Raw genomic sequence first — 19,560 nt, 5'->3', positions numbered from 1 at the left:
GGGGTTACCTCGTGGCCGTGCGCGGGGCCACGGCGTCGGCATTCCAGCCGCCGCCGAGCGCCAGGAACAGCTGGATCTGGTCGCGCGATACCTGCGCCTGCGCGTCGGCCAGGGTGGCATCGGCCGACACCAGCGTGCGGTCGGCATCCAGGCTGGACAGGTACGGGGTGCGCCCGCCCTGGTACAGGCGGCGGTTCTGGCTGGCTGCCAGCGCGGCCTGCTGCTGGGCCAGCTGCAGCGACTGCAACCGCTGCAGGTCCTGCGCATAGCGGCTCAGCGCGGTCTGGGTTTCGCGCAGCGCCTGCAGCACGGCGTGGTCGAACTCGGCCAGCGCCGCGTCGGCCCCGGCCTCGGTAGCGTGGATGCGCGCATGCGTGCCCGAGGACGGCAGCGTCCAGGAGATCAGCGGGCCGATCGACCACTGCTGGGTCAGCGGCTGGCCGAAATCTTCGAGCAGCCCGGCCGCGCCGACCGAGGCACCCAGGCGGATGTCCGGGTACAGCTCGGCGGTGGCCACGCCGATCCGCGCGGTGGCCGCGGCCAGCCGGCGTTCGGCCTGGCGCACGTCGGGGCGGCGCGCCAGCAGCGCGCGGCCATCGCCCACCGGCAGCGGCTGGGCCAGGGTCGGGGCCTGGCTGCAGTCGGCCACGCCGTCGGGCAGCTGCCCCGGCGTGCGGCCGAGCAGGGCGGCCAGCTGGTATTCGGCGGCCTGGCGGTGCGCATGCAGCGGCGGCAGCGCAGCCTCCAGCATCGCCACCTGGGCGTTGGCGCGGGCCAGCTCCGGCGGGGTACCACGGCCGGCGTTGATCAGCCGCTGGGTGACCTCGCGGCTGCGCTGCTGCAGTTGCAGCGAGTGCTCGGCCACGTGCAGCTCATGGTTGGCGTGGCAGATCTCCACGTAGCTGCCGGCCACCTGGGCCACCAGCGACACGCGGGCCAGATCGAGCGCGGCGGCCACGCTCTGTTCGTCGGCATGCGCGGCCTCGGAGGCGCGCTTGAGCTTGCCGAACAGATCGAACTGGTAGGACACCGCGAACTTGCCGTCGGCCAGGTTGATCGGCGGCAGTTCGTGTTCGAGCAGGAACGACTCGGCCGACAGCTGCGCGCGGCTCACCCCGGCCTCGGCCTCGTACTCGAAGCCACCGGCATCCAGCGCCTGCTCGTACACGGCGGCGGCACGGCGCAGGTTGGCATCGGCCACCTTCAGTTCCACGTTGTCGCGCAGCGCCTGCTGCACCAGTGCGTTGAGGGTGTCGTCCTGGTACAGCTCCCACCAGCGCGCGGGCAGCTCGGCGCCGGCGGCCACCTGCGGGTTGCCGGTGTCGATGAAGGCGGCATTCGCTTCCGGCCGCTGGAACGCCGCGCCTGCGGGCACGGCGTAGTCCGGGCCCACGGTCGTGCACGCCGCCAGCGTGGTCAGCGCCAGCCCCAGTGCGCTGCGGTGCAGGGCAGGGCGGCTCACAACGCCGCCTGTGCCGGTCGTGCCGGCGCCGGCTGGGCCGCATCGGGCTGGATGGTGACGGTGGCCGTGCGCCCGGCAATCAGGGACACACCGGCCGGGATGTGGTCGATATGGATGCGCACCGGGATGCGCTGGGCCAGCCGCACCCAGTCGAAGGCCGGGGTCACGTTGGGCAGCAGGCTGCTGCCCTCGCTGCGGTAGCGGTCCTCGATGCCGGCGGCGATGCTCTGCACGTGGCCTTGCAGCGGCTGCGCCTCGCCCATCAGGCGGATGTCCACCTTCTGCCCGGCATGCACGCCGCGCAGGCGGGTCTCCTCGAAGTAGCCATCGACCCGGAACGAGCCGGTGTCGAGCACCGCGATGACCGGGCGCCCGGCTGTGACGTAGTCGCCGGCGCGCACGGTGCGGTCGTTGACGTGGCCATCGCTGGGGCTGCGCACCTCGGTGCGGGCCAGGTTGAGCCGGGCCAGGTCCACGGCGGCCTGCGCGGTGGCCATCGAGGCCTGCGCGGCCTGCAGCTTGGCCCGGCGCACTTCGGCATCCTCGGCGGCGACCAGGTCGGACAGGCTGCGGTCGCGGGCGATCTCGCGGCGCAGCTGCTCCAGCGTGGCGCGGCGTTCGCCGAGTGCGGCCTGGGCCTGCTCCAGCGCGATCTGGTAACGGGCCCGGTCCACCACGAACAGCACCTCGCCACGCTTCACCGGCTGGTTGTCGGCCACCTTCACCGCCTCCACCAGCCCGGACACGTCCGGTGCCACCTGCACCACGTCGGCGCTGACGTGCGCATCGCGCGTCCACGGCTCGTCCATGTAGTACGCCCACAGGTGGCGCAGCACCAGCACGGCGACGAGCACCGCCACGACGGTCAACACGACCGGGAATGTCTGCTTGAGGATCTTGTTCACGATTGCATCCAACGCATCAGGGAAAACAACCCGCCGAGCACGATCACGTACACGGCCAGGTTGAACAGGGCGGGGTGCCAGATGTGGCGGTAGGCGCCGGTGCGCTGCAGGACCAGGCGCAACCCGCTCTTGAGCAGGTAGGCCAGCAGCATCAGCCCGAGCAGGGTCGGGACGAACACACCATAGAGACTGAATTCACCGTACATCGAGGCAAAGGGTTCACTGGGGGAGCGGAAAGGGGAACGCCCGGCGTCGCAGCACGACACCGGGCGGTACAACGGGGCAACGCTTACGTCACGCGGTCGGCCGCATCGGCCAGCAGCTGCCAGAGCTTCAGCACGGTGCGCAGTTCGTCCACGGACAGCTCACCGAACACGTCCTGGCGCAGCCCGATCAGCTGGGTCTCCAGCTGGCTCACCAGGGCCTCGCCCTTGTCGGTGAGCCACAGCAGGTTGGCGCGGCGGTCGCTGGCATCGCATTCGCGGCGGACCAGGTCGCTGGCCGAAAGCTTGTCCAGCAGGCGCACCAGGGACGGACCTTCCATACCCAGCTGCTGGGCCAGCGTCACCTGGCGGATACCGCCGCCGGCGCGCCCGATCATCAGCAGCGGCATGGTGCACGCCGCGGAAATGCCATAGCTGCCCAGGGCCTGGTCGGCCAGGCGCTGCCATTGCCGCCCTGCGTAAAGCAGGCCGGAGCTGAGCTGCATCTGCAGCTGGGTACGTTCGTCGAGAGTACGTTTCATGGCAGATCGATAGGATACTACTAATTTCCATCCTATCAATACCCCCAGCCCAACCGCGGCCCAACGCCGGGCCCGTCGGGGTACGTCCCGGGCCGGTGGCGTGGGACGCCCGAGGGCTCTGTCGGGTACGATGCTCGCCCCCCTTCGGGTGCTGTATGTAATGAGCAAGAAAGACAACGACGCCACCCCGGTCACCCAGGCCGATGCCGAATCGGCCGTGCGCACCCTGCTGCGCTGGGCCGGTGAAGACCCCACCCGCGAAGGCCTGCTGGATACCCCGCGGCGCGTGGCCGAAGCCTACGGTGACTGGTTCAGCGGCTACCGCGACGACCCGCGCGCCTACATGGAGCGCACCTTCGAGGAAGTGGCCGGCTACGACGAACTGATCGTGCTGCGCGACATCGAGTACGAAAGCCACTGCGAACACCACATGGCCCCGATCATCGGCCGCGTGCACGTGGGCTACCTGCCGGCCGGCAAGGTGGTGGGCATCAGCAAGCTGGCCCGCGTGGTCGAAGCCTATGCACGCCGCTTCCAGGTGCAGGAAAAGATGACCGCCCAGATCGCCCAGTGCATCCAGGACGTGCTGCAGCCGGTGGGCGTGGGCGTGGTGGTGGAAGGTGCGCACGAGTGCATGACCACCCGCGGCATCCACAAGCGCGGCGTCAGCATGGTCACCTCCAAGATGCTGGGCAGCTTCCGCGAGGACGCCCGCACCCGCGCCGAGTTCCTGCGCTTCATCGAAGTGGGCGGCAAGCGCTGAACCTGCCGCGCGCCCGGCACCATCGTGCCGGGCCGGTTCCCTTCCTGCTGCGCGGCGTCCGGCCGCGCGGTGTTCTTCCGGATGTCCTGGCTGCATGAAGCACCGCGAACGCATCACCCGTTACCGCACCCTGCGCGAACAGCCCCAGTGGAAGCTGCTGGCCGCGGCCAACGCCCCGGAAATCATCGGCCTGCTGCAGAGCCTGCTGATGGATGGCGAGCGCACCCTGCCGGCCGCCGCCCTGCATGAACGCCTGCAGCGCGCGCTGGACCAGCTCAACGGCGAGGAACTCTCGCGCGAGCTGCCGCGTACCGCCCAGGCCTATATCGCCCACTGGCTGGCCCAAGGCTGGCTGGAGCGACGCCTGCCCGACGGCGCCGACCAGGAGCAGTACGAGCTGTCCACCCAGGCACTGCAGGCCATCCGGTTCGCCGACAGCCTGGAGCAGAGCCGCGTGGCGGCCACCGAAAGCCGGCTGGCGCTGGTGATCGAGCAGCTCTCGCAGCTGGCGGCGCAGACCGAATCCAACCCGGATGCGCGCCTCTCCGCATTGCGCGACGAACGCGACCGCATCGACGCGGAGATCGCGCGGGTGGGCGAGGGCCGGGTGGTGGCGCTGGACGGCAAGCGCGCGCTGGAACGCGCGCGCCAGATCATCGGCCTGGCCGACGACCTGACCGAAGACTTCCGCCGCGTGCGCGATGACTTCGAACGCCTCAACCGCGAATTCCGCGAACGCATCATCGACGACGAAAGCGAGCGCGGCGACGTGCTGTCCCGGTTGTTCGAGGGCGTGGACGTGATCGGCGACAGCGACGCCGGGCGCAGCTTCCAGGCGTTCTGGCGGTTGCTCAACGATGCCGAACAGAGCGCCCAGCTGGATGCTGCGCTGGAGGCGGTGCTGGCACGGGGCTTCGCGCGCAAGCTGGACCGCAACGAGCGCGCCTTCCTGCGCGGCTTCACCGGCACCATGCTCGACCGCGGCGGCCAGGTCCACGATGTGCTGCAGCACTTCGCGCGCAGCCTGCGCGGGTTCGTGCAGAGCCGGGGCTACCTGGAACAGCGCCGGCTCAACCAGCTGCTCAAGCAGGCCCAGTCCGAAGCGTTGGCGTTGCGCGACGAATTCTCCGCCCAGCGCCCGATCGGCCGCGACCTGCAGCTCACCACCAGCCGCCTGCGCTCGTGGTCGCAATGGAAGCTGCACGACCCGCGCAGCGCGCAGGTGGACGGCAGCGTGCAGCGCAACGACGCGGCCAGCATCAGCCTGGAAAGCGTCGGCGACCTGGTGGCATCGTCGGAAATCGACTTCCGCACCCTGCGCCGCGACCTGCACGAACTGCTGGGCGCGCAACCGAAATTGAGCATCGCCCAGGCCCTGTCGCAGCGCGAAGCGCCGCAGGGGCTGGGCAGCGTGATCGGCTACCTGTCGCTGGGCACCCGCCACGGCACCGTGGTGGACGGCGAACAGGAAACCGCCCATTGGCGTGGCGGCGATGGACAGTGGCGACGCGCCCGCATCCCGCTGGTTTGGTTCACCCAGGAGAAACGCCATGAACTGGCATGAAGATTCCCATGACGTCGCCCCCACCGATGGGGCCGCAGACGATCACGACGCCGAACCGGTGGTGGTGACGCCGCTGCCGCGGCGAAGCAATGACGTGTTCTACATGGGCGACACCGGGCGGCTGCCGCTGGATGGGCGCCGCGCGCTGTGCCAGCTGCTGATCGGCCCCAGCATCGACCAGCTGCGCCACGCCAAGCTGTGGCCGGCCCTGATCCGCAGCGAGGCGGCCATCCGCTCGGCGCTGGCCGACCTGTTCCTGGAACTGGTGCTGGACCGCGACAGCGGCGTGGCGTTCACCCGCCAGGCCGACACCGAAGACATCGACGCGCCGGTGCTGCTGCGCAGCTCGCCGCTGACCTTCATCGACTCGGTGCTGCTGCTGTACCTGCGCCAGCAGCTGGCCGAGGCCGATGCGCGCGGCAATCGCGCGGTGGTGGCCGACACCGAGATGGCCGAGGCCCTGGCCATCTACGAAAAGAACCTGTCCACCGACCGCGCCGGCTTCAATCGTCGCGTTGCCGCGGCGGTGCAGAAGATGAAGGAAAACCACATCCTGACCCGCCTCGCCGGCCAGGACGACCGCCACGAAGTGTCGCCGGCCTTGAAGCTGCTGTTCTCCGCCGAAGACGTCTCCGCGCTGTCCAACGTGTACCGCCAGTTGCGCGACACCCCCGCAGCAAAAGCCTGAACGGACCACCGATAACGCATGGCCATTTCCAAGCACACCCCCGCCCTGTTCAATGACGGGCTGCCCGATCCGCGGCTGCAGCAGTTCCGCATGCGCCGCCTGCAGGTGCATAACTGGGGCACCTTCAACGGCCTGACCGAAGTGCCGATCGCCGAGCGCGGCTTCCTGTTCGTGGGCCGGTCGGGTTCGGGCAAGTCGACCCTGCTCGATGCCATGTCGGCCATGCTGGTGCCGCCGTCGATCGTTGACTTCAACGCCGCCGCGCGCGAAGCCGAACGCAGTGGCCGCGACCGCAACCTGGTGTCCTACGTGCGCGGCGCGTGGGCCGACCAGCAGGATCGGGGCACCGGCGAAATCGCCACCCAGTACCTGCGCAAGGGTGCCACCTGGACCGCGCTGGTGCTGGAATACCGCGCCGGCGATGGCCGCGTGGTCAGCCTGGTGCGCCTGTTCTGGATTGCCGGCAACGGCGCGGCCGCCGCCGACGTGCGCAAGCACTACCTGATTGCCGAGCGGCCGTTCGACATCGCCAAGGACCTGGGCGGCTTCGACCTGGACCTGCGCAAGCTCAAGCAGCGCCTGGGCGACGTGCACCACTTCGACAGCTTCGTCGGCTACGCCGAACGCTTCCGGCACCTGCTGGGCATCGACAATGAAATGGCGCTGCGCCTGCTGCACAAGACGCAGTCGGCCAAGAACCTGGGCGACCTCAACGTCTTCCTGCGCGACTTCATGCTGGACACGCCCAAGACGTTCGACGCCTCCGAACGGCTGGTCAGCGACTTCGCCGAACTCGATGGCGCGCACACGTCCGTAGTTACCGCACGCCGCCAGGTGGAAACGCTGCTGCCCGCGCGTGCACTGCACGCCGAGCTGAAGGCGATGAACCTGCAGCGTGCCGATGAGGAAACCCTGAAGCTCGGCCTGGACAGCTTCCGCGAATCGCGCCTTCAGCAGCTGCTGGAAAAGCGCCTGCACGACATCGACGTGCGCCACCGCGGGCTGCTCGGCGAAGAAACCCAGCGCCGCCAGACCCTGGCCAACCACGAAGAACACCTGGCCGGGCTGGAACTGCAGCGGCGCCAACAGGGTGGCGAGCGCATCGAAGAGCTGGAACGCGAGCAAGGCCGCGCCCAGGCCGAACGCGACCGCCGCCAGGCCAAGCATGACCAGGCCCGGCAGGCCGCCGGCAAGCTGCAGGAGACAGTGCCCGACGATGCGCACGGTTTCGCCCAGCTGATCGCCCGCGCGCAGGGCGAGCTGGACAATCGCCAGCAGGCCGCCGCCGCGCTGGACGATGCCATCACCGAACGCCTGGCCGGCAAGCAGGACGATACCCGCCGGTTCGGCGATGTTCGTGCCGAACTGGAGGCGATGGAGCGCAACCCGTCGAGCATTCCCGCGCCGCTGCAGAAGCTGCGCAGCCGCCTGGCCGAAGAGACCGGCGTGCCCGAAGCTGCGCTGCCGTTCGTGGGCGAACTGATCCAGGTCCGCCAGCAGGACGGCGCCTGGCAGGGCGCGATCGAGCGCGTGCTGTTCGGCTTCGCGCAGTCGCTGCTGGTGGAAGACAAGCACTACAACGAGGTCAACGCGTGGGTGAATCGCACCCACCTTGGCATGCGGCTGACCTACTACCGCGTGCGCCGCAATGACGATGCCATCGCCCGCGAACCGTCCGCGCGTTCGTTGCTGCACAAGCTGGAGTTCCGCGACAGCGTGTTCGAACCGTGGCTGCGCCGCGAGCTGGGCAAGCGCTACGACTACGAATGCGTGGAGGCCAAGCAGCTGCGCGATGTCGACCGCGGCATTTCCCGCGAAGGCCAGGTCAAGCATCCGGGCGACCGCTTCGAAAAGGACGACCGCAATTCCATCAGCGACCGTCGCCGTTGGCTGCTGGGCTTCAGCAACACCGAAAAGCTGGCGCTGTTCCGCAAGGAAGCGCAGGAACTGGCGCAACGCATCGCCGCGTGCGACGAAGATGTTGTCCGGCTGCGCAGCCAGCGCGACCGCGACAATGACCGCCGCCTGGCCTGCAACCAGTTGGTCAACTTCGTCTGGGAGGAAGTGGACGTTGCAACGGCGGCCCAGCGCCTGGATGACATTGCCGCCTCGCTGCGCGAACTGAAGGAAGGCAACGCCGACCTGGCCCGCCTGGCCCAGCAGATCGACCAGGCCCGCGCCGACATCGCGCAGGCACGCCGCACCTACGAAGACACCCGCGTCGAGCTTGCCCAGCACGCGCGCGAACGCGACAAGCTCGACGCCCAGCGCCAGCGCAGCCGCGCCCTGGTACTGCCGGCGCTCGGGGCCACCCAGGAAGCCGGGCTGCAGCGTCGCCTCGATGCACTGGGTGGGCTGAGCCTGGAAACGCTGGAAGCGCACATGCGCGAGATCAGCAAGGGCATCAACGAAAGCCTGGCAGCCTCGCAGCACGACGTGCACCGCGTCGAGACGCAGCTGGTGGCCTGCTTCCGGCGCTTCGCCCAGGCATGGCCGGAGGAATCCGGCGATTTCACCGCGTCGGTTGCCTCGGCCGAGGATTTCCTGGCCCGCCTGCAGCGCCTGGAACGCGATGGCCTGCCGCAGCACGAAGAGCGTTTCTTCGACCTGCTGCAGAACCAGAGCAAGAACAACCTGCTGGCCCTCCAGCGGCACAGCGCCGAGGCCCGCAAGTCGATCGGCCAGCGCCTGGACGAGGTCAACGCCTCGCTGGAGCAGGTACCGTTCAACCGCGGCACCCTGCTCACCATCGAGCTCAGCGACCGGCGCCTGCCGGAGGTGCTGGAGTTCCACCAGCAACTACGCGAAGTGCTGTCGCACCACCAGACCGAAGAACGCGAGCTGGCCGAGGCGCAGTTCGCCGTGTTGCGCGAGCTGGTCAAGCGGCTGGGCTCGCAGGAAGGCGAAGACCGCCGCTGGCGCGAGAACGTGCTCGACGTGCGCCTGCACGTGGAGTTCATCGGCGTCGAGCTGGATGCGGCGACCCGCCAGCAGGTGGAGATCTACCGCAGCGGCGCCGGCAAGTCCGGTGGCCAGCGGCAGAAGCTGGCCACCACGTGCCTGGCCGCCGCGCTGCGCTACCAGCTGGGCGGTGCCGAAAGCCAGCTGCCCAGCTATGCCGCCGTGGTGCTGGACGAAGCGTTCGACAAGGCCGACAACGAGTTCACCGCGCTGGCGATGAACATCTTCGAGAACTTCGGCTTCCAGATGGTGGTGGCCACGCCGCTGAAGTCGGTGATGACGCTGGAGCCGTTCATCGGCGGCGCCTGCTTCGTCGAAATCAGCGGCCGCCACGACTCCGGCGTCCTGCTGATCGAATACGACGAAGAAGCCAAGCGACTGAAGCTGCCCGAACGCAGCCGCCAGCAGGACGCCGAACCGGTCGCCTGACGCGCCCACCCCAGGTAGAGCCGACCGTTGGTCGGCTGCCCCGCCCCCGTTCGCACCCACGCAGCGGGGCAGAGCCCCGCTCTACGTCAATCCCCGCACCAGGTAGAGCCGACCGTCGGTCGGCTGCCCTCCGCCCCCGTTCGCACCCACGCAGCGGGGCAGAGCCCCGCTCTACATCAACCCCGCACCAGGTAGAGCCGACCGTTGGTCGGCTGCCCTCCGCCCCCGTTCGCACCCACGCAGCGGGGCAGAGCCCCGCTCTACGTCAATCCCCGCACCAGGTAGAGCCGACCGTTGGTCGGCTGCCCTCCGCCCCGTTCGCACCCTCCGCAGCGGGGCAGAGCCCCGCGCTACGGGTTACCCGCCGAACGTATCCCACCCCATCCGCGCGATCAGCACCACCACCAGTCCCACGAACAGCTTGCGAATGAACGGCGTGCCGCCACGCAGCGCCAGCCGCGTGCCCACCACCGAGCCGATGATGTTGGCCGCGGCCATCGGCAGCGCGAACAGCCACAGGATGTTGCCGGTCGGCACGAAGAACGAGATCGCCGCCACGTTGGTCGCCAGGTTCACCACCTTCGACGCCGCCGACGCGCGCAGGAAGTCCAGCCCGAAGAAGCGGACGAACAGGAAGATCAGGAAACTGCCCGTACCCGGGCCGAAGAAGCCGTCATAGAAGCCGATCACCGCGCCGATCGCCAGCGCCGTGCCCAGCTCCTTGCGACCGATCTCGCGCGGCCGGTGCAGCGCGCCGAAGTCCTTCTTCCACAACGTGTAGCCCAGCATCGCCACCAGCAGCACCAGCACCAGCGGGCGCACCGCGTCCTTGGGCAACAGGCTCACCGCAGTGGCCCCCGCGAAGGAAAACACGAACGCCGTGCCCGCCGCGAACAACACCGGCCGCCACGGGAAGCGCACATTGCGCGCATAGCGCCATGCGGCCGCGCCGGTCCCGAACATCGAACTGAATTTGTTGGTGCCAAACAGCATCGCCGGCGTGTGCTGCGGCAGCACCGTGAACAGACCCGGCAACTGCACCAGCCCACCGCCACCCACCGCGGCATCGACCAGGCCGGCGATAAAGGCGATCGCCACCAACCACAACAGCTCAGGGGGAACCAGCTCGAGCACGGCAGCAACTTCGCGACACAAGGCGCGCAAGCATACGCCCGGCCCCCCACCCGGGGTAGAGCCGACCGTTGGTCGGCTGCCCTCCGCCAGCGCGGTCATGTACCAACCAACGGTCGGTACCTACGGCGCACCCACCCAAACGCGCGACAATACCCCCATGAGCACATCCGCCCCCTGTCCCTGCGGTCGCCCGCTGGCCTACACCGCCTGCTGCGGCCTCTACCATGCAGGCGCCGCCGCGCCCGACGCCGAAGCCCTGATGCGTTCGCGCTACAGCGCCTACGTAAAACTGCTGCCGGACTACCTGCTGGCCAGCTGGCATCCGTCCACGCGCCCGGACGCGCTGTCGCTGGACGAAGCGCCCGGCCAGCGCACCCAGTGGCTGGGCCTGACCATCCGCACGCACACCACCACCGACCCGGACCACGCCCAGGTCGCGTTCACCGCCCGCTACAAGGTGGGCGGCGGCAGTGCGGTCAAAATGATGGAACACAGCCGCTTCGTCCGCGAAGACGGCCGCTGGTTCTACCTCGACGCGCTGCCCTGAGCCGCCTCGCGGCTGCGCACCGCCACCGGCCGCTGCTGGCCGTGCGCACGGACGCAGTTGCGCCCGGCGTCCTTGGCCGCATACAGCGCCTGGTCGGCGGCCTTCAGCACCGCCTGCGGGGTGTCGCCCACCCGGTTGTCGGCCATGCCGATGCTCACCGTTACCTGCACCACCGTACCGGCGCCGCCGCGGCCCCGCTGCAGCCGGCCCACCGCATCGTCGCGGTCGCGGGCGGCGCGGTCGCGCAACTGCAGCCGGGTACCTTCCACGGTGGCCCGGACCGCTTCCACCGCATCCACGCAGGCCGGGGCAGGGCGGTCCAGGAACACCAGCGCGAACTCTTCGCCACCGTAGCGGAACGCACGCCCACCACCGCCCACGCCCGCCAGGCGCGCGGCCACCAGCTTCAGCACGTCATCGCCGTTGTCATGGCCATGGGTATCGTTGAAGCGCTTGAAGTGGTCCACGTCCACCATCGCGATCGTGTAGGTGGCCCCCACCCGCTGCAGGCACTCGTTCAGCGCCCGCCGCCCGGGCAGGCCGGTGAGTTCATCGCGATAGGCCATGTGGAAGGACTCCTGCAGCATCGCCGACACCAGCAACAGCAGGGCCGTGCTGGCCAACGCCGGTAGCAGGGCCGGCGACAGGAACACGCGCGGCAGCATCGCCCACACCACCAGCAAGGCCACCAGCATCGCCGTATGCAGCGGGCGCGGCTGGCGCAGCGCCTGCACCGCCAGCCCAAGCAGGGCCACCACGAAGGCGACCGTCGGCACCTGGGCCAGGCGGCTCCAGCCGGTTGGCAACCAGGGCCAGTGATGGTTCGACAGCAGGTCGTGCATGCCCTGCGGCCCCTGTGCAGCCAGCAGCGCGAACACACCGACCGCCACGCCACTGACGACGCCGCGCAGCAGCAGGTCCTGGCGCATCCGGCCGCGTTCGGGCCACAGCCCGTGCAACGCAAACAGCAGCGGCAGCCACAGCGACACCGCATGGAACACCAGCGGCGTCAGCGCGCTGACCGCGCCGGTGTTGAGAAAGCTGCCCACCAGCCCGTGCAGCACGGCAAACGCCAGCGCGATCGCCAGCAGCAGGCACACCGCACGCACGCGGTTGTAGACCAGGCCCAGGCCGGTACCCAGGCAAGTCAGCACCAGCGGCAGAATGCGGTGCATCGCACTGCCCACCTCGTCGGCCGGCGTGGCCGACCACACCCCCACGCCTACCAGCAGGGCAGGCAGCAGGAACAGGTAATGGCCGGGCTGGCGTAGTGGGTGACTGGGCAAGAACGGTTCCACGAAAGCAGGCCGGCGCGCCAGGGCTGCAGGTGCAAACCGGACCACGCAGGCGATGGTCTTCCCGATAGCGGCCGCTGCGTATTCAACTTGAGCGTGTCACGCCACGTGTGCCTTGCCATGACGTCCCGCTCACCGGCGCTGGTCGATCCTGACCGCGATGAACACCGCCGTCGCCTCGCCACCGCCCGCCGCCACATCCCCTGCCGCTGCGCTTGCGGCCCGTTACGCCGGCATCCGCGCGCGCAGTGTTGCGCTGGCGGCACCGCTGAGCGCCGAGGATGCGATGGTGCAGAGCATGCCCGACGCCAGCCCCAGCAAATGGCACCTGGCCCATACCACCTGGTTCTTCGAGCGCTTCGTGCTGGCCAGCCAGCCCGGCCACGTGCCCTTCAATGCCGAGTGGCATTACCTGTTCAACAGCTATTACCAGAGCATCGGCCCGGCGCACGCGCGTCCGCAGCGCGGGTTGCTCTCGCGGCCCTCGCTGGAGCAGGTGCTGCACTACCGCGGCGTGGTCGATCAGCAGGTGATCGCGCTGCTGCAGGCCGACGCGCTCGCCCCGCAGGCCTGTCACCAGCTGCTGCTGGGCCTGCACCACGAGCAGCAACACCAGGAGCTGCTGCTCACCGACATCAAGCACGCGCTGTGGTGCAACCCATTGCAACCGGCGTACCGCGACGATCTGGTCTACCCGCAGGCCACCCCCACGCCCCTGCGCTGGCATGACAGCCCCGAGCAGATCGTCGAGATCGGCGCGCCCGCCTGGCCCGCCCATCCCGCGTTCGCCTACGACAACGAATCGCCCGTGCATCGCGTACTGGTGCCGGCCCATGCCCTGGCCAACCGCCCGGTCAGCAATGCCGAATACCGGCAGTTCATCGCGGCCGGCGGCTATGCCGAGGTGGGCCTGTGGATGAGCGAGGGCTGGGCGCTGTGCCAGGCCGAAGGCTGGCAGCATCCGCTGTACTGGGACGACGCGCTGGAGCGCGAGTTCACCCTGGGCGGCTGGCGCCCGCTGGACCCGCATGCACCGGTCTGCCACCTCAGCTATTTCGAAGCCGACGCCTACGCCCGCTGGCAGGGCGCGCGCCTGCCCACCGAGTTCGAATGGGAAGCCGCGGCCGCCGGCGTCCCGCCACACGGCCACTTTGCCGACGCCGACCACCTCCACCCGCGCGGCGCCCCGGCAGGCGACCACGGCCTCCTGCAGCTGTTCGGCGATGTCTGGGAATGGACCAGCAGCGCCTACGGTGCCTATCCGGGCTTTCGCCCCTTCGCCGGCAACCTCGGCGAATACAACGGTAAATTCATGAACGGCCAATGGATCCTGCGCGGCGGCAGCTGCGCCACCCCCGACGCGCACGTGCGCGCCAGCTACCGCAACTTCTTCGCCCCCTCGGCGCGCTGGCAGTTCGCCGGCGTGCGCTTGGCGCGGGACCCGACATGAGCACCGTCACCGACGCGCTCGAGGCGCTCACCGACCTGCAGCCTGATCGCGCCCGGATCACCGCCGACATCCTGCAGGGCCTGTCCAGCCGACCGCGGCAGCTGCCCTCCAAGTACTTCTACGACGCGCGCGGTTCGGCGCTGTTCGAACAGATCACCCGCCAGCCCGAGTACTACCCCACGCGCACCGAGCTGCAGCTGCTGCAGGACTGTGCCGCCGACATCGCCGGCGTGGTCGGTCCGCGCCTGCACGTGGTCGAACTGGGCAGCGGCAGCGGCCGCAAGACCGAGCTGCTGCTGCACGCGCTTGCCGACCCGGTGGCCTACACCCCCATCGAAATTTCCCGTGCCGCGCTGCTGGCCAGCATCGCGCGGCTGGCCGTGGCCCTGCCGGATATCGAAATGTTGCCGGTCTGCGCCGACTTCACCCGCCCGGTGCAGCTGCCCGAACCGCAGCGCGAGCCCGCCCGCCGGCTGCTGTTCTTCCCGGGTTCCACGCTGGGCAACTTCGCCGAACCCGACGCGGTCGCGCTGCTGCAGGCGATGCGCCAGACCATGGGCGCCCAAGGGCTGGCCCTGATCGGCATCGACCTGCACAAGGACCCTGCGCTGATCGAAGCGGCCTACAACGACGCGGCCGGCGTCACCGCCGCCTTTACCCTCAACCTGCTGGCCCGGCTCAACCGCGAGATCGGCAGCGACTTCGATCTCGACGGCTTCCAGCATCGCGCCCGTTACAGCGTGGAGCGGCTGCGCATCGAAACCGATCTGGTCAGCACCCGGGCGCAGCGGGTGGAGGTGGCCGGGCGCGCCTTCGATTTCGCCGAAGGCGAAGCGATGACCGTTGAATACAGCCACAAATACACCGAGGCCTCGTTCGCGGCACTGGCTGCCCAGGCCGGCCTGCGCGTGTGCGCAAGCTGGACCGCAAGCACACCGGCCTTTGGTCTGCGCCTGCTGCAGGCGGCCTGAAACGGCATTGCGCATCCGGCACACCGCAGCGTGCCGCTATGATGCAGGTTCACTTGGCTGCAAGGATTCCCGCCAATGAGGTCTTCCCTCCGCTGGCTGCTCGGCGCGCTCTGCCTGGCCAGCGCTTCGGTCGCGGCCGCACCGCAGGACGATTTCGACCGCTGCCTGGCCACCCTGCAGCCGCAGGCGATCAAGCAGGGCATCAGTGCGGCGGGCTTCGCGCGCTTCACTGCCGGCCTGACGCCCGACCTGAGCGTGCTGCCGCTGCTCGACGCGCAACCCGAATTCACCACGCCGCTGTGGGACTACCTGGCCGCGCTGGTCGATAGCCAGCGCGTCGACGACGGTCGCGCGCGCCTGGTCGAGCACCGCGACCTGTTGAACCGGGTGTCCGCCCAGTACGGCGTCGACCCGGCCACCATCGTGGCGGTGTGGGGCGTAGAGAGCGATTACGGCCGCGTGTTCGGCAAGCGCCCGCTGCTCCAGTCGCTGGCCACGCTGTCGTGCAATGGCCGCCGCCAGCCATTCTTCCGCGGCGAACTGCTCGCCCTGCTCACGCTGCTTGACGCCGGCGACCTGCAGGCCGAAGGCCTCACCGGCTCGTGGGCCGGCGCCTTCGGCCACACCCAGTTCATGCCGTCCACCTATGCGCGCATCGCCGTGGACGGTGACGGCGACGGTCGGCGCGACCTGGTCGCCAGCATTCCAGACGCCCTGGCCTCCACCGCCAACTACCTGGCCAAGGCCGGCTGGCGCACCGGTCAGCCGTGGGGCATCGAGGTCCGTCTCCCGCCCGGGTTCAACCCGGCGCTGGCCGGGCGCACCCAGCGCAAGCCGCTGGCCAGCTGGCGCGCACTGGGCATCGCCCCGGTCGGCGGTGGCGCGCTGGCCCCGGTCGGCCTGCCCGAGGACAGCAACGCCGCACTGCTGCTGCCCACCGGTGCCAAGGGACCGGCCTGGCTGGTGTTCCGCAACTACGACGCGATCTACGCCTACAACGCTGCCGAAAGCTATGCACTGGCCATCGCCACCCTGGCCGACCGCCTGCGCGGCGGCAACGGCACCGTGGCGGCATGGCCCACCGACGACCCCGGCATCGGCCGCCGTGAACGCCGCGAACTGCAGACCTTGCTGCTCGCCCGGGGGCATGACATCGGTGCCGCCGACGGCATGGTCGGCACCGCCACCCGCCGCGCCATCCAGATCGAGCAGCAGCGCCTGGGCTGGACCACCACCGACGGCCGCGCCGGCCAACGCATCCTCACTGCATTGCGCAGTGCGCCTCCCATTCCGACACCTTCGACCACCATGCCCGCATCCACCGTGTTCACCCTGCCGCCCAACCACGCCCGCCTGGTGCAGTCCCCGGCCGGCCCCAGCGCCGCCCTGCCCAAGGTGGAGGGCCTGAGCCTGGGCACCGTGCAGGACTTCCCCGCCTGGAAGGTGGACACCCCGTTTGCCAGCGCCGCCATATCGGTGTTCGGCGGGCAGCTGCTGTCCTATGTTCCCAAGGGCGGCCAGGATGTCCTGTGGCTGTCACCCAGCGCGCAGGCGCTGCCCACCCCGATCCGGGGCGGCAGCCCGGTGTGCTGGCCGTACTTCGGCCGCCAGGGGCAGGGCACCGACGTGCCCTCGCATGGATTCGTGCGCAACGTGGCATGGACACTCAAAGAGGCGCGCCGCGACGCCGACGGCACCGTCCTGCTTACCCTGGCCCCGCCGCCGCTGGACAACCTGTCCCTGCGCCTGACCATGCAGCTGCGCATCGGCCGCACGCTCGAGCAGCGCCTGATCACCGAGAACGCCGGCAGCCAGCCGGTCAGCTTCACTCAGGCCCTGCACAATTACTTCCGGGTGGACGACGCCACGGCCGTGGACGTGCAGGGGCTGGATGGCCTCACCTATCTGGACAAGTTCGAGAACTACGCCACCCCGCGCGTGCAGCAGGGCGACTGGAACCTGCGCGACCCGCGCGATCCCGGCCGCAGCGACCGCATCTACACCGCCGCCGGCGGCCGTTACGTGCTCAAGGACCCCGGGCTGAAGCGGCGCATCGAGATCACCACCCAGAGCAGCCGCTCGCTGGTGGCCTGGAACCCGGGCCAGGCGGGGGCGGCAGGCATGGCCGACGTCGGTGCGGGCTGGCGAAACTATGTCTGTCTGGAAGCGGCCAACGCCGGCCCGGATGTGATCACCCTGCCTGCCGGCGCCAGCCACACGCTCACCCAGACCTTCCGCGTGCTGTCCCTGTAACCCTTCAGCCGGCGCCCGGACGGGCGACCCGGTGCCTCTCCCTCAAGGAACGAGTCATGTCCGATACCCCGTGGTACTACGCCGATCACCAGCAACAGCGTCAGGGACCGGTGCCCGCCGTGCAGCTGCAGCAGTTGCTGGGGCAGGGCCAGATCACCGCCGACACGCTGGTCTGGCGCCAGGGCATGGCCCAGTGGCAACCCCTGCATGGCGTGGCCGAGCTGGCGGTGTCCGCGCCGACGCCGGTCGAGCCGTCCCAGGATCCCTACGCTGCGCCGGCGTCGGCCTTCGATCCCACCGTCATGCAGGCCCAGCAACCCCTGGCGCCGGGTGAGCAGGCGTATGCCGCCTTTGTCGGCCGCAACTTCCCGGTGTACCGCCGCAAATGGCGCCTGGACCTGGCGACCGACGGCAAGGCTGCCAGCACCACTGCCTGGAACTGGCCGGCCTTCCTGTTCGGCGCCTTCTGGATGCTGTACCGCCGTATGTATGCGGTGGCGGCCATGTGGATCGGTGCGCTCACCGTCGCGTCCATCCTGGAAACCCTGGCCGGGGCCAGCGACAGCGCATCGCTGGTGATCACCGTGGCCGCCAGCGTCGCGGCCGGTTCCGTGGGCAATCACCTGTACCTGCGGCATGCCCAGCGGATGATCGCGTTGGCCGAGGCACGTCATCCCGGTGATGCAGCGGCCCAGCACGCCGCACTGGCTGGCCTGGGCGGCACCCGCTGGTCGGCGGTGTTTGTTGGCATGGCCCTCTACATCGTGGTGATCGGCGCGTTGGCCTTCCTGCTGGATCCCTGATCCGGCTCAGCCGCGCGCTGCCGGCGGCCGCAGCACCAGCAGGCAGATCCCCCCGGCCACCAGCCCCCAGAAGGCCGAACCGATGCCGGCCAGTGACAGTCCGGAGGCGGTGACCAGGAAGGTCACCAAGGCCGCTTCGCGGTCGGCCTCCTCCCGCAGCGCCATCGACAGGCTGTTGGCGATCGTGCCGAACAGGGCAATGCCGGCCACGCAGGCCACCAGTTCCTTGGGGAAGGCGGCGAACACCGCCGCCACTGTCGCCCCGAACAGACCCACCACGATATAGAAGCCGCCGGCGGCCACCGCGGCGGTGTACCGGCGCGCGGGATCCTCATGCGCCTCGCGGCCCATGCAGATCGCGGCGGTGATCGCCGCCAGGTTGAGTCCGAACGCGCCGAAGGGGGCCAGCACCGTGTTGGCCACACCGATCCAGCCGATGACCGGGGATACCGGAGTGTCGTAGCCGGAGGCACGGATCACCGCCACCCCCGGAATGTTCTGCGACGCCATGGTCACCACGAACAGGGGCAGGGCAACCCCGATCACTGCCGCCCACGACAACGTGGGCCAGGTGAACACCGGCGTGGCCAATTGCAGGCGGACATCCTGCGTATGCAGCAGGCCCTGGCCGGCCGCCACGACGATACCCACCCCCAGGGTGGCGATGACTGCATAGCGCGGGAACAACCGGCGTCCGATCAACCAGGTGGCGAACATCGCCAGGGCCATGCCCAACTGCGTCTGCATGGACACGAACACATCCAGTCCAAAGCGCAGCAGCACGCCGGCCAGCATGCCCGCGGCCAACGCCATCGGTACGCGCTGCATCAGCCGCGCGAAGATCCCCGAGAAGCCGGCGATCATGCCCAGCACCGCTGCCAGCACGAACGCACCGATCGCATCGCTGTAGCCCACCGCGCCGGCGCCCACCACCAGCATGGCCGCACCCGGGGTCGACCATGCCGTCACCACCGGCACGCGGTAGCGCAGCGACAGGCCAATACAGGTGATGCCCATGCCCAGTCCAAGCGCCCACATCCACGAGGCGATCTGCGCCTGCGACGCGCCCATCGCGCGTGCAGCCTGGAACACGATCACCGCCGAACTGGCAAAGCCCACCAGCACCGTAATGAAGCCGGCCATCACCGACGGCAACGACAGATCGCGCAACAACGAACGCTTGGCTACCTCAGACATCGCATGCATCCCTGACGACTAGACATGCATTGTTAGCAAGCCTGCGGCAGCACGCGCAACGCGCGTGCTGCCGCGCGTGTAGATGAGCAGCACGCGTTGATGACGCGTCGATGAAAAAGATCGACGAAAAGCCTTGACGAATTTTCAGAAGTCTTTAGTATTCGCTCCCTCGCTGCGACGCGGTCTTCACCCCGGTGAACACCCACCCGCAGCGACGGCAACATCCTTCGAAAGAAGGTGTTGACGGAAACGAAAAGCCTGACATAATAGGCGGCTCGCAACGACGAAAGCCTCTCGAGGCAAACGACGAAGCGGCATCGGCAACAACGTTTCGCTTCGGTGAAACGGCCTTGAAAAAAGGTGTTGACGAAGCAGATAAGCCGGTCTACAATG

General features: G+C 69.3%; 17 protein-coding genes. 10 read left to right on the top strand and 7 right to left on the bottom strand.

What is annotated here, in order from left to right; all coding sequences use genetic code 11:
- Positions 1-4: 4 nt before the first annotated feature.
- From ABIA71_RS02795 to ABIA71_RS02780, 4 genes are all read right to left on the bottom strand, one after another.
- Entirely contained in the window at positions 5-1,462 is a 1,458-nt protein-coding gene (locus ABIA71_RS02795) for an efflux transporter outer membrane subunit (protein WP_354282952.1), read from the bottom strand.
- Positions 1,459-2,367 (bottom strand): efflux RND transporter periplasmic adaptor subunit, encoded by a 909-nt coding sequence (locus ABIA71_RS02790; protein WP_181393976.1) that lies wholly within the window; start codon positions 2,365-2,367, stop codon positions 1,459-1,461. Before ABIA71_RS02790 ends, ABIA71_RS02795 begins: the two co-directional genes overlap by 4 nt.
- The gene (locus ABIA71_RS02785; protein WP_017354740.1) at positions 2,364-2,573 is read right to left on the bottom strand and encodes a DUF1656 domain-containing protein; all 210 of its coding nucleotides are present in this window, start codon (positions 2,571-2,573) and stop codon (positions 2,364-2,366) included. Before ABIA71_RS02785 ends, ABIA71_RS02790 begins: the two co-directional genes overlap by 4 nt.
- 83 nt (positions 2,574-2,656) lie before the next feature.
- Positions 2,657-3,112 (bottom strand): MarR family winged helix-turn-helix transcriptional regulator, encoded by a 456-nt coding sequence (locus ABIA71_RS02780; protein WP_038691612.1) that lies wholly within the window; start codon positions 3,110-3,112, stop codon positions 2,657-2,659.
- Positions 3,113-3,272: 160 nt separating this feature from the next.
- Here ABIA71_RS02780 and folE point away from each other — a divergent pair, with 160 nt between their 5' ends.
- The 4 genes from folE to ABIA71_RS02760 all read left to right on the top strand — a co-directional run bounded on the left by folE (position 3,273) and on the right by ABIA71_RS02760 (position 9,517).
- On the top strand, positions 3,273-3,875 hold the full coding sequence (gene folE / locus ABIA71_RS02775) for a GTP cyclohydrolase I FolE (RefSeq protein WP_038691614.1): 603 nt from the start codon (positions 3,273-3,275) through the stop codon (positions 3,873-3,875).
- 94 nt (positions 3,876-3,969) lie between these two features.
- Entirely contained in the window at positions 3,970-5,439 is a 1,470-nt protein-coding gene (locus ABIA71_RS02770; protein ID WP_038691616.1) for a DUF3375 domain-containing protein, read from the top strand.
- On the top strand, positions 5,426-6,127 hold the full coding sequence (locus ABIA71_RS02765) for a DUF4194 domain-containing protein (RefSeq protein WP_128096855.1): 702 nt from the start codon (positions 5,426-5,428) through the stop codon (positions 6,125-6,127). Before ABIA71_RS02770 ends, ABIA71_RS02765 begins: the two co-directional genes overlap by 14 nt.
- An 18-nt stretch (positions 6,128-6,145) precedes the next feature.
- Positions 6,146-9,517, top strand: coding sequence for an ATP-binding protein (locus tag ABIA71_RS02760; RefSeq protein WP_354282948.1), 3,372 nt, complete (start codon positions 6,146-6,148; stop codon positions 9,515-9,517).
- Between the two features lie 357 nt (positions 9,518-9,874).
- Here the strand turns inward: ABIA71_RS02760 and ABIA71_RS02755 are convergent, their stop codons facing one another.
- Positions 9,875-10,651 (bottom strand): sulfite exporter TauE/SafE family protein, encoded by a 777-nt coding sequence (locus ABIA71_RS02755; protein ID WP_038691622.1) that lies wholly within the window; start codon positions 10,649-10,651, stop codon positions 9,875-9,877.
- A 157-nt stretch (positions 10,652-10,808) separates the two neighbouring features.
- Here ABIA71_RS02755 and ABIA71_RS02750 point away from each other — a divergent pair, with 157 nt between their 5' ends.
- Positions 10,809-11,198, top strand: a complete 390-nt coding sequence (locus ABIA71_RS02750; RefSeq protein WP_354282945.1) for a YchJ family metal-binding protein — start codon at positions 10,809-10,811, stop codon at positions 11,196-11,198.
- Here the strand turns inward: ABIA71_RS02750 and ABIA71_RS02745 are convergent.
- The gene (locus tag ABIA71_RS02745) at positions 11,177-12,484 is read right to left on the bottom strand and encodes a GGDEF domain-containing protein (protein WP_354282943.1); all 1,308 of its coding nucleotides are present in this window, start codon (positions 12,482-12,484) and stop codon (positions 11,177-11,179) included. The two genes, ABIA71_RS02750 and ABIA71_RS02745, sit on opposite strands and share 22 nt — an antisense overlap.
- A gap of 169 nt (positions 12,485-12,653) precedes the next feature.
- Here ABIA71_RS02745 and egtB point away from each other — a divergent pair, with 169 nt between their 5' ends.
- The 4 genes from egtB (at position 12,654) to ABIA71_RS02725 (ending at position 17,970) form a co-directional block, all read left to right on the top strand.
- Entirely contained in the window at positions 12,654-13,943 is a 1,290-nt protein-coding gene (egtB, locus tag ABIA71_RS02740) for an ergothioneine biosynthesis protein EgtB (protein ID WP_354282941.1), read from the top strand.
- Positions 13,940-14,914, top strand: a complete 975-nt coding sequence (egtD, locus tag ABIA71_RS02735; protein WP_354282939.1) for an L-histidine N(alpha)-methyltransferase — start codon at positions 13,940-13,942, stop codon at positions 14,912-14,914. The genes egtB and egtD overlap by 4 nt, the downstream gene beginning before the upstream one ends.
- Before the next feature lie 75 nt (positions 14,915-14,989).
- Entirely contained in the window at positions 14,990-17,167 is a 2,178-nt protein-coding gene (locus ABIA71_RS02730; protein WP_354282937.1) for a lytic murein transglycosylase, read from the top strand.
- Positions 17,168-17,223: 56 nt separating this feature from the next.
- On the top strand, positions 17,224-17,970 hold the full coding sequence (locus tag ABIA71_RS02725; protein WP_354282935.1) for a GYF domain-containing protein: 747 nt from the start codon (positions 17,224-17,226) through the stop codon (positions 17,968-17,970).
- A 6-nt stretch (positions 17,971-17,976) separates the two neighbouring features.
- Here the strand turns inward: ABIA71_RS02725 and ABIA71_RS02720 are convergent, their stop codons facing one another.
- Positions 17,977-19,167 (bottom strand): benzoate/H(+) symporter BenE family transporter, encoded by a 1,191-nt coding sequence (locus tag ABIA71_RS02720; RefSeq protein WP_354282933.1) that lies wholly within the window; start codon positions 19,165-19,167, stop codon positions 17,977-17,979.
- A gap of 194 nt (positions 19,168-19,361) precedes the next feature.
- On the opposite strand from ABIA71_RS02720, the gene ABIA71_RS02715 reads away from it, so the two are divergent.
- The coding region (locus ABIA71_RS02715) for a hypothetical protein (RefSeq protein ID WP_354282931.1) at positions 19,362-19,560 on the top strand (199 nt) is incomplete at its 3' end.

The sequence above is a fragment of the Stenotrophomonas sp. 2619 genome, from assembly GCF_040548725.1.
Lineage (GTDB): Bacteria > Pseudomonadota > Gammaproteobacteria > Xanthomonadales > Xanthomonadaceae > Stenotrophomonas > Stenotrophomonas maltophilia_AP.
This window is presented reverse-complemented; position numbering and strand designations above follow the sequence as displayed.

Excerpts from the sequence above, each read along its gene's own strand:
- ABIA71_RS02780 (WP_038691612.1), bottom strand. The coding sequence starts at position 3,112 with ATGAAACGTACTCTCGACGAACGTACCCAGCTGCAGATGCAGCTCAGC.
- folE (WP_038691614.1), top strand. The coding sequence starts at position 3,273 with ATGAGCAAGAAAGACAACGACGCCACCCCGGTCACCCAGGCCGATGCC.
- ABIA71_RS02730 (WP_354282937.1), top strand. The coding sequence starts at position 14,990 with ATGAGGTCTTCCCTCCGCTGGCTGCTCGGCGCGCTCTGCCTGGCCAGC.
- ABIA71_RS02770 (WP_038691616.1), top strand. The coding sequence starts at position 3,970 with ATGAAGCACCGCGAACGCATCACCCGTTACCGCACCCTGCGCGAACAG.
- egtD (WP_354282939.1), top strand. The coding sequence starts at position 13,940 with ATGAGCACCGTCACCGACGCGCTCGAGGCGCTCACCGACCTGCAGCCT.
- egtB (WP_354282941.1), top strand. The coding sequence starts at position 12,654 with ATGAACACCGCCGTCGCCTCGCCACCGCCCGCCGCCACATCCCCTGCC.
- ABIA71_RS02750 (WP_354282945.1), top strand. The coding sequence starts at position 10,809 with ATGAGCACATCCGCCCCCTGTCCCTGCGGTCGCCCGCTGGCCTACACC.
- ABIA71_RS02720 (WP_354282933.1), bottom strand. The coding sequence starts at position 19,167 with ATGTCTGAGGTAGCCAAGCGTTCGTTGTTGCGCGATCTGTCGTTGCCG.
- ABIA71_RS02725 (WP_354282935.1), top strand. The coding sequence starts at position 17,224 with ATGTCCGATACCCCGTGGTACTACGCCGATCACCAGCAACAGCGTCAG.
- ABIA71_RS02760 (WP_354282948.1), top strand. The coding sequence starts at position 6,146 with ATGGCCATTTCCAAGCACACCCCCGCCCTGTTCAATGACGGGCTGCCC.
- ABIA71_RS02765 (WP_128096855.1), top strand. The coding sequence starts at position 5,426 with ATGAACTGGCATGAAGATTCCCATGACGTCGCCCCCACCGATGGGGCC.
- ABIA71_RS02785 (WP_017354740.1), bottom strand. The coding sequence starts at position 2,573 with ATGTACGGTGAATTCAGTCTCTATGGTGTGTTCGTCCCGACCCTGCTC.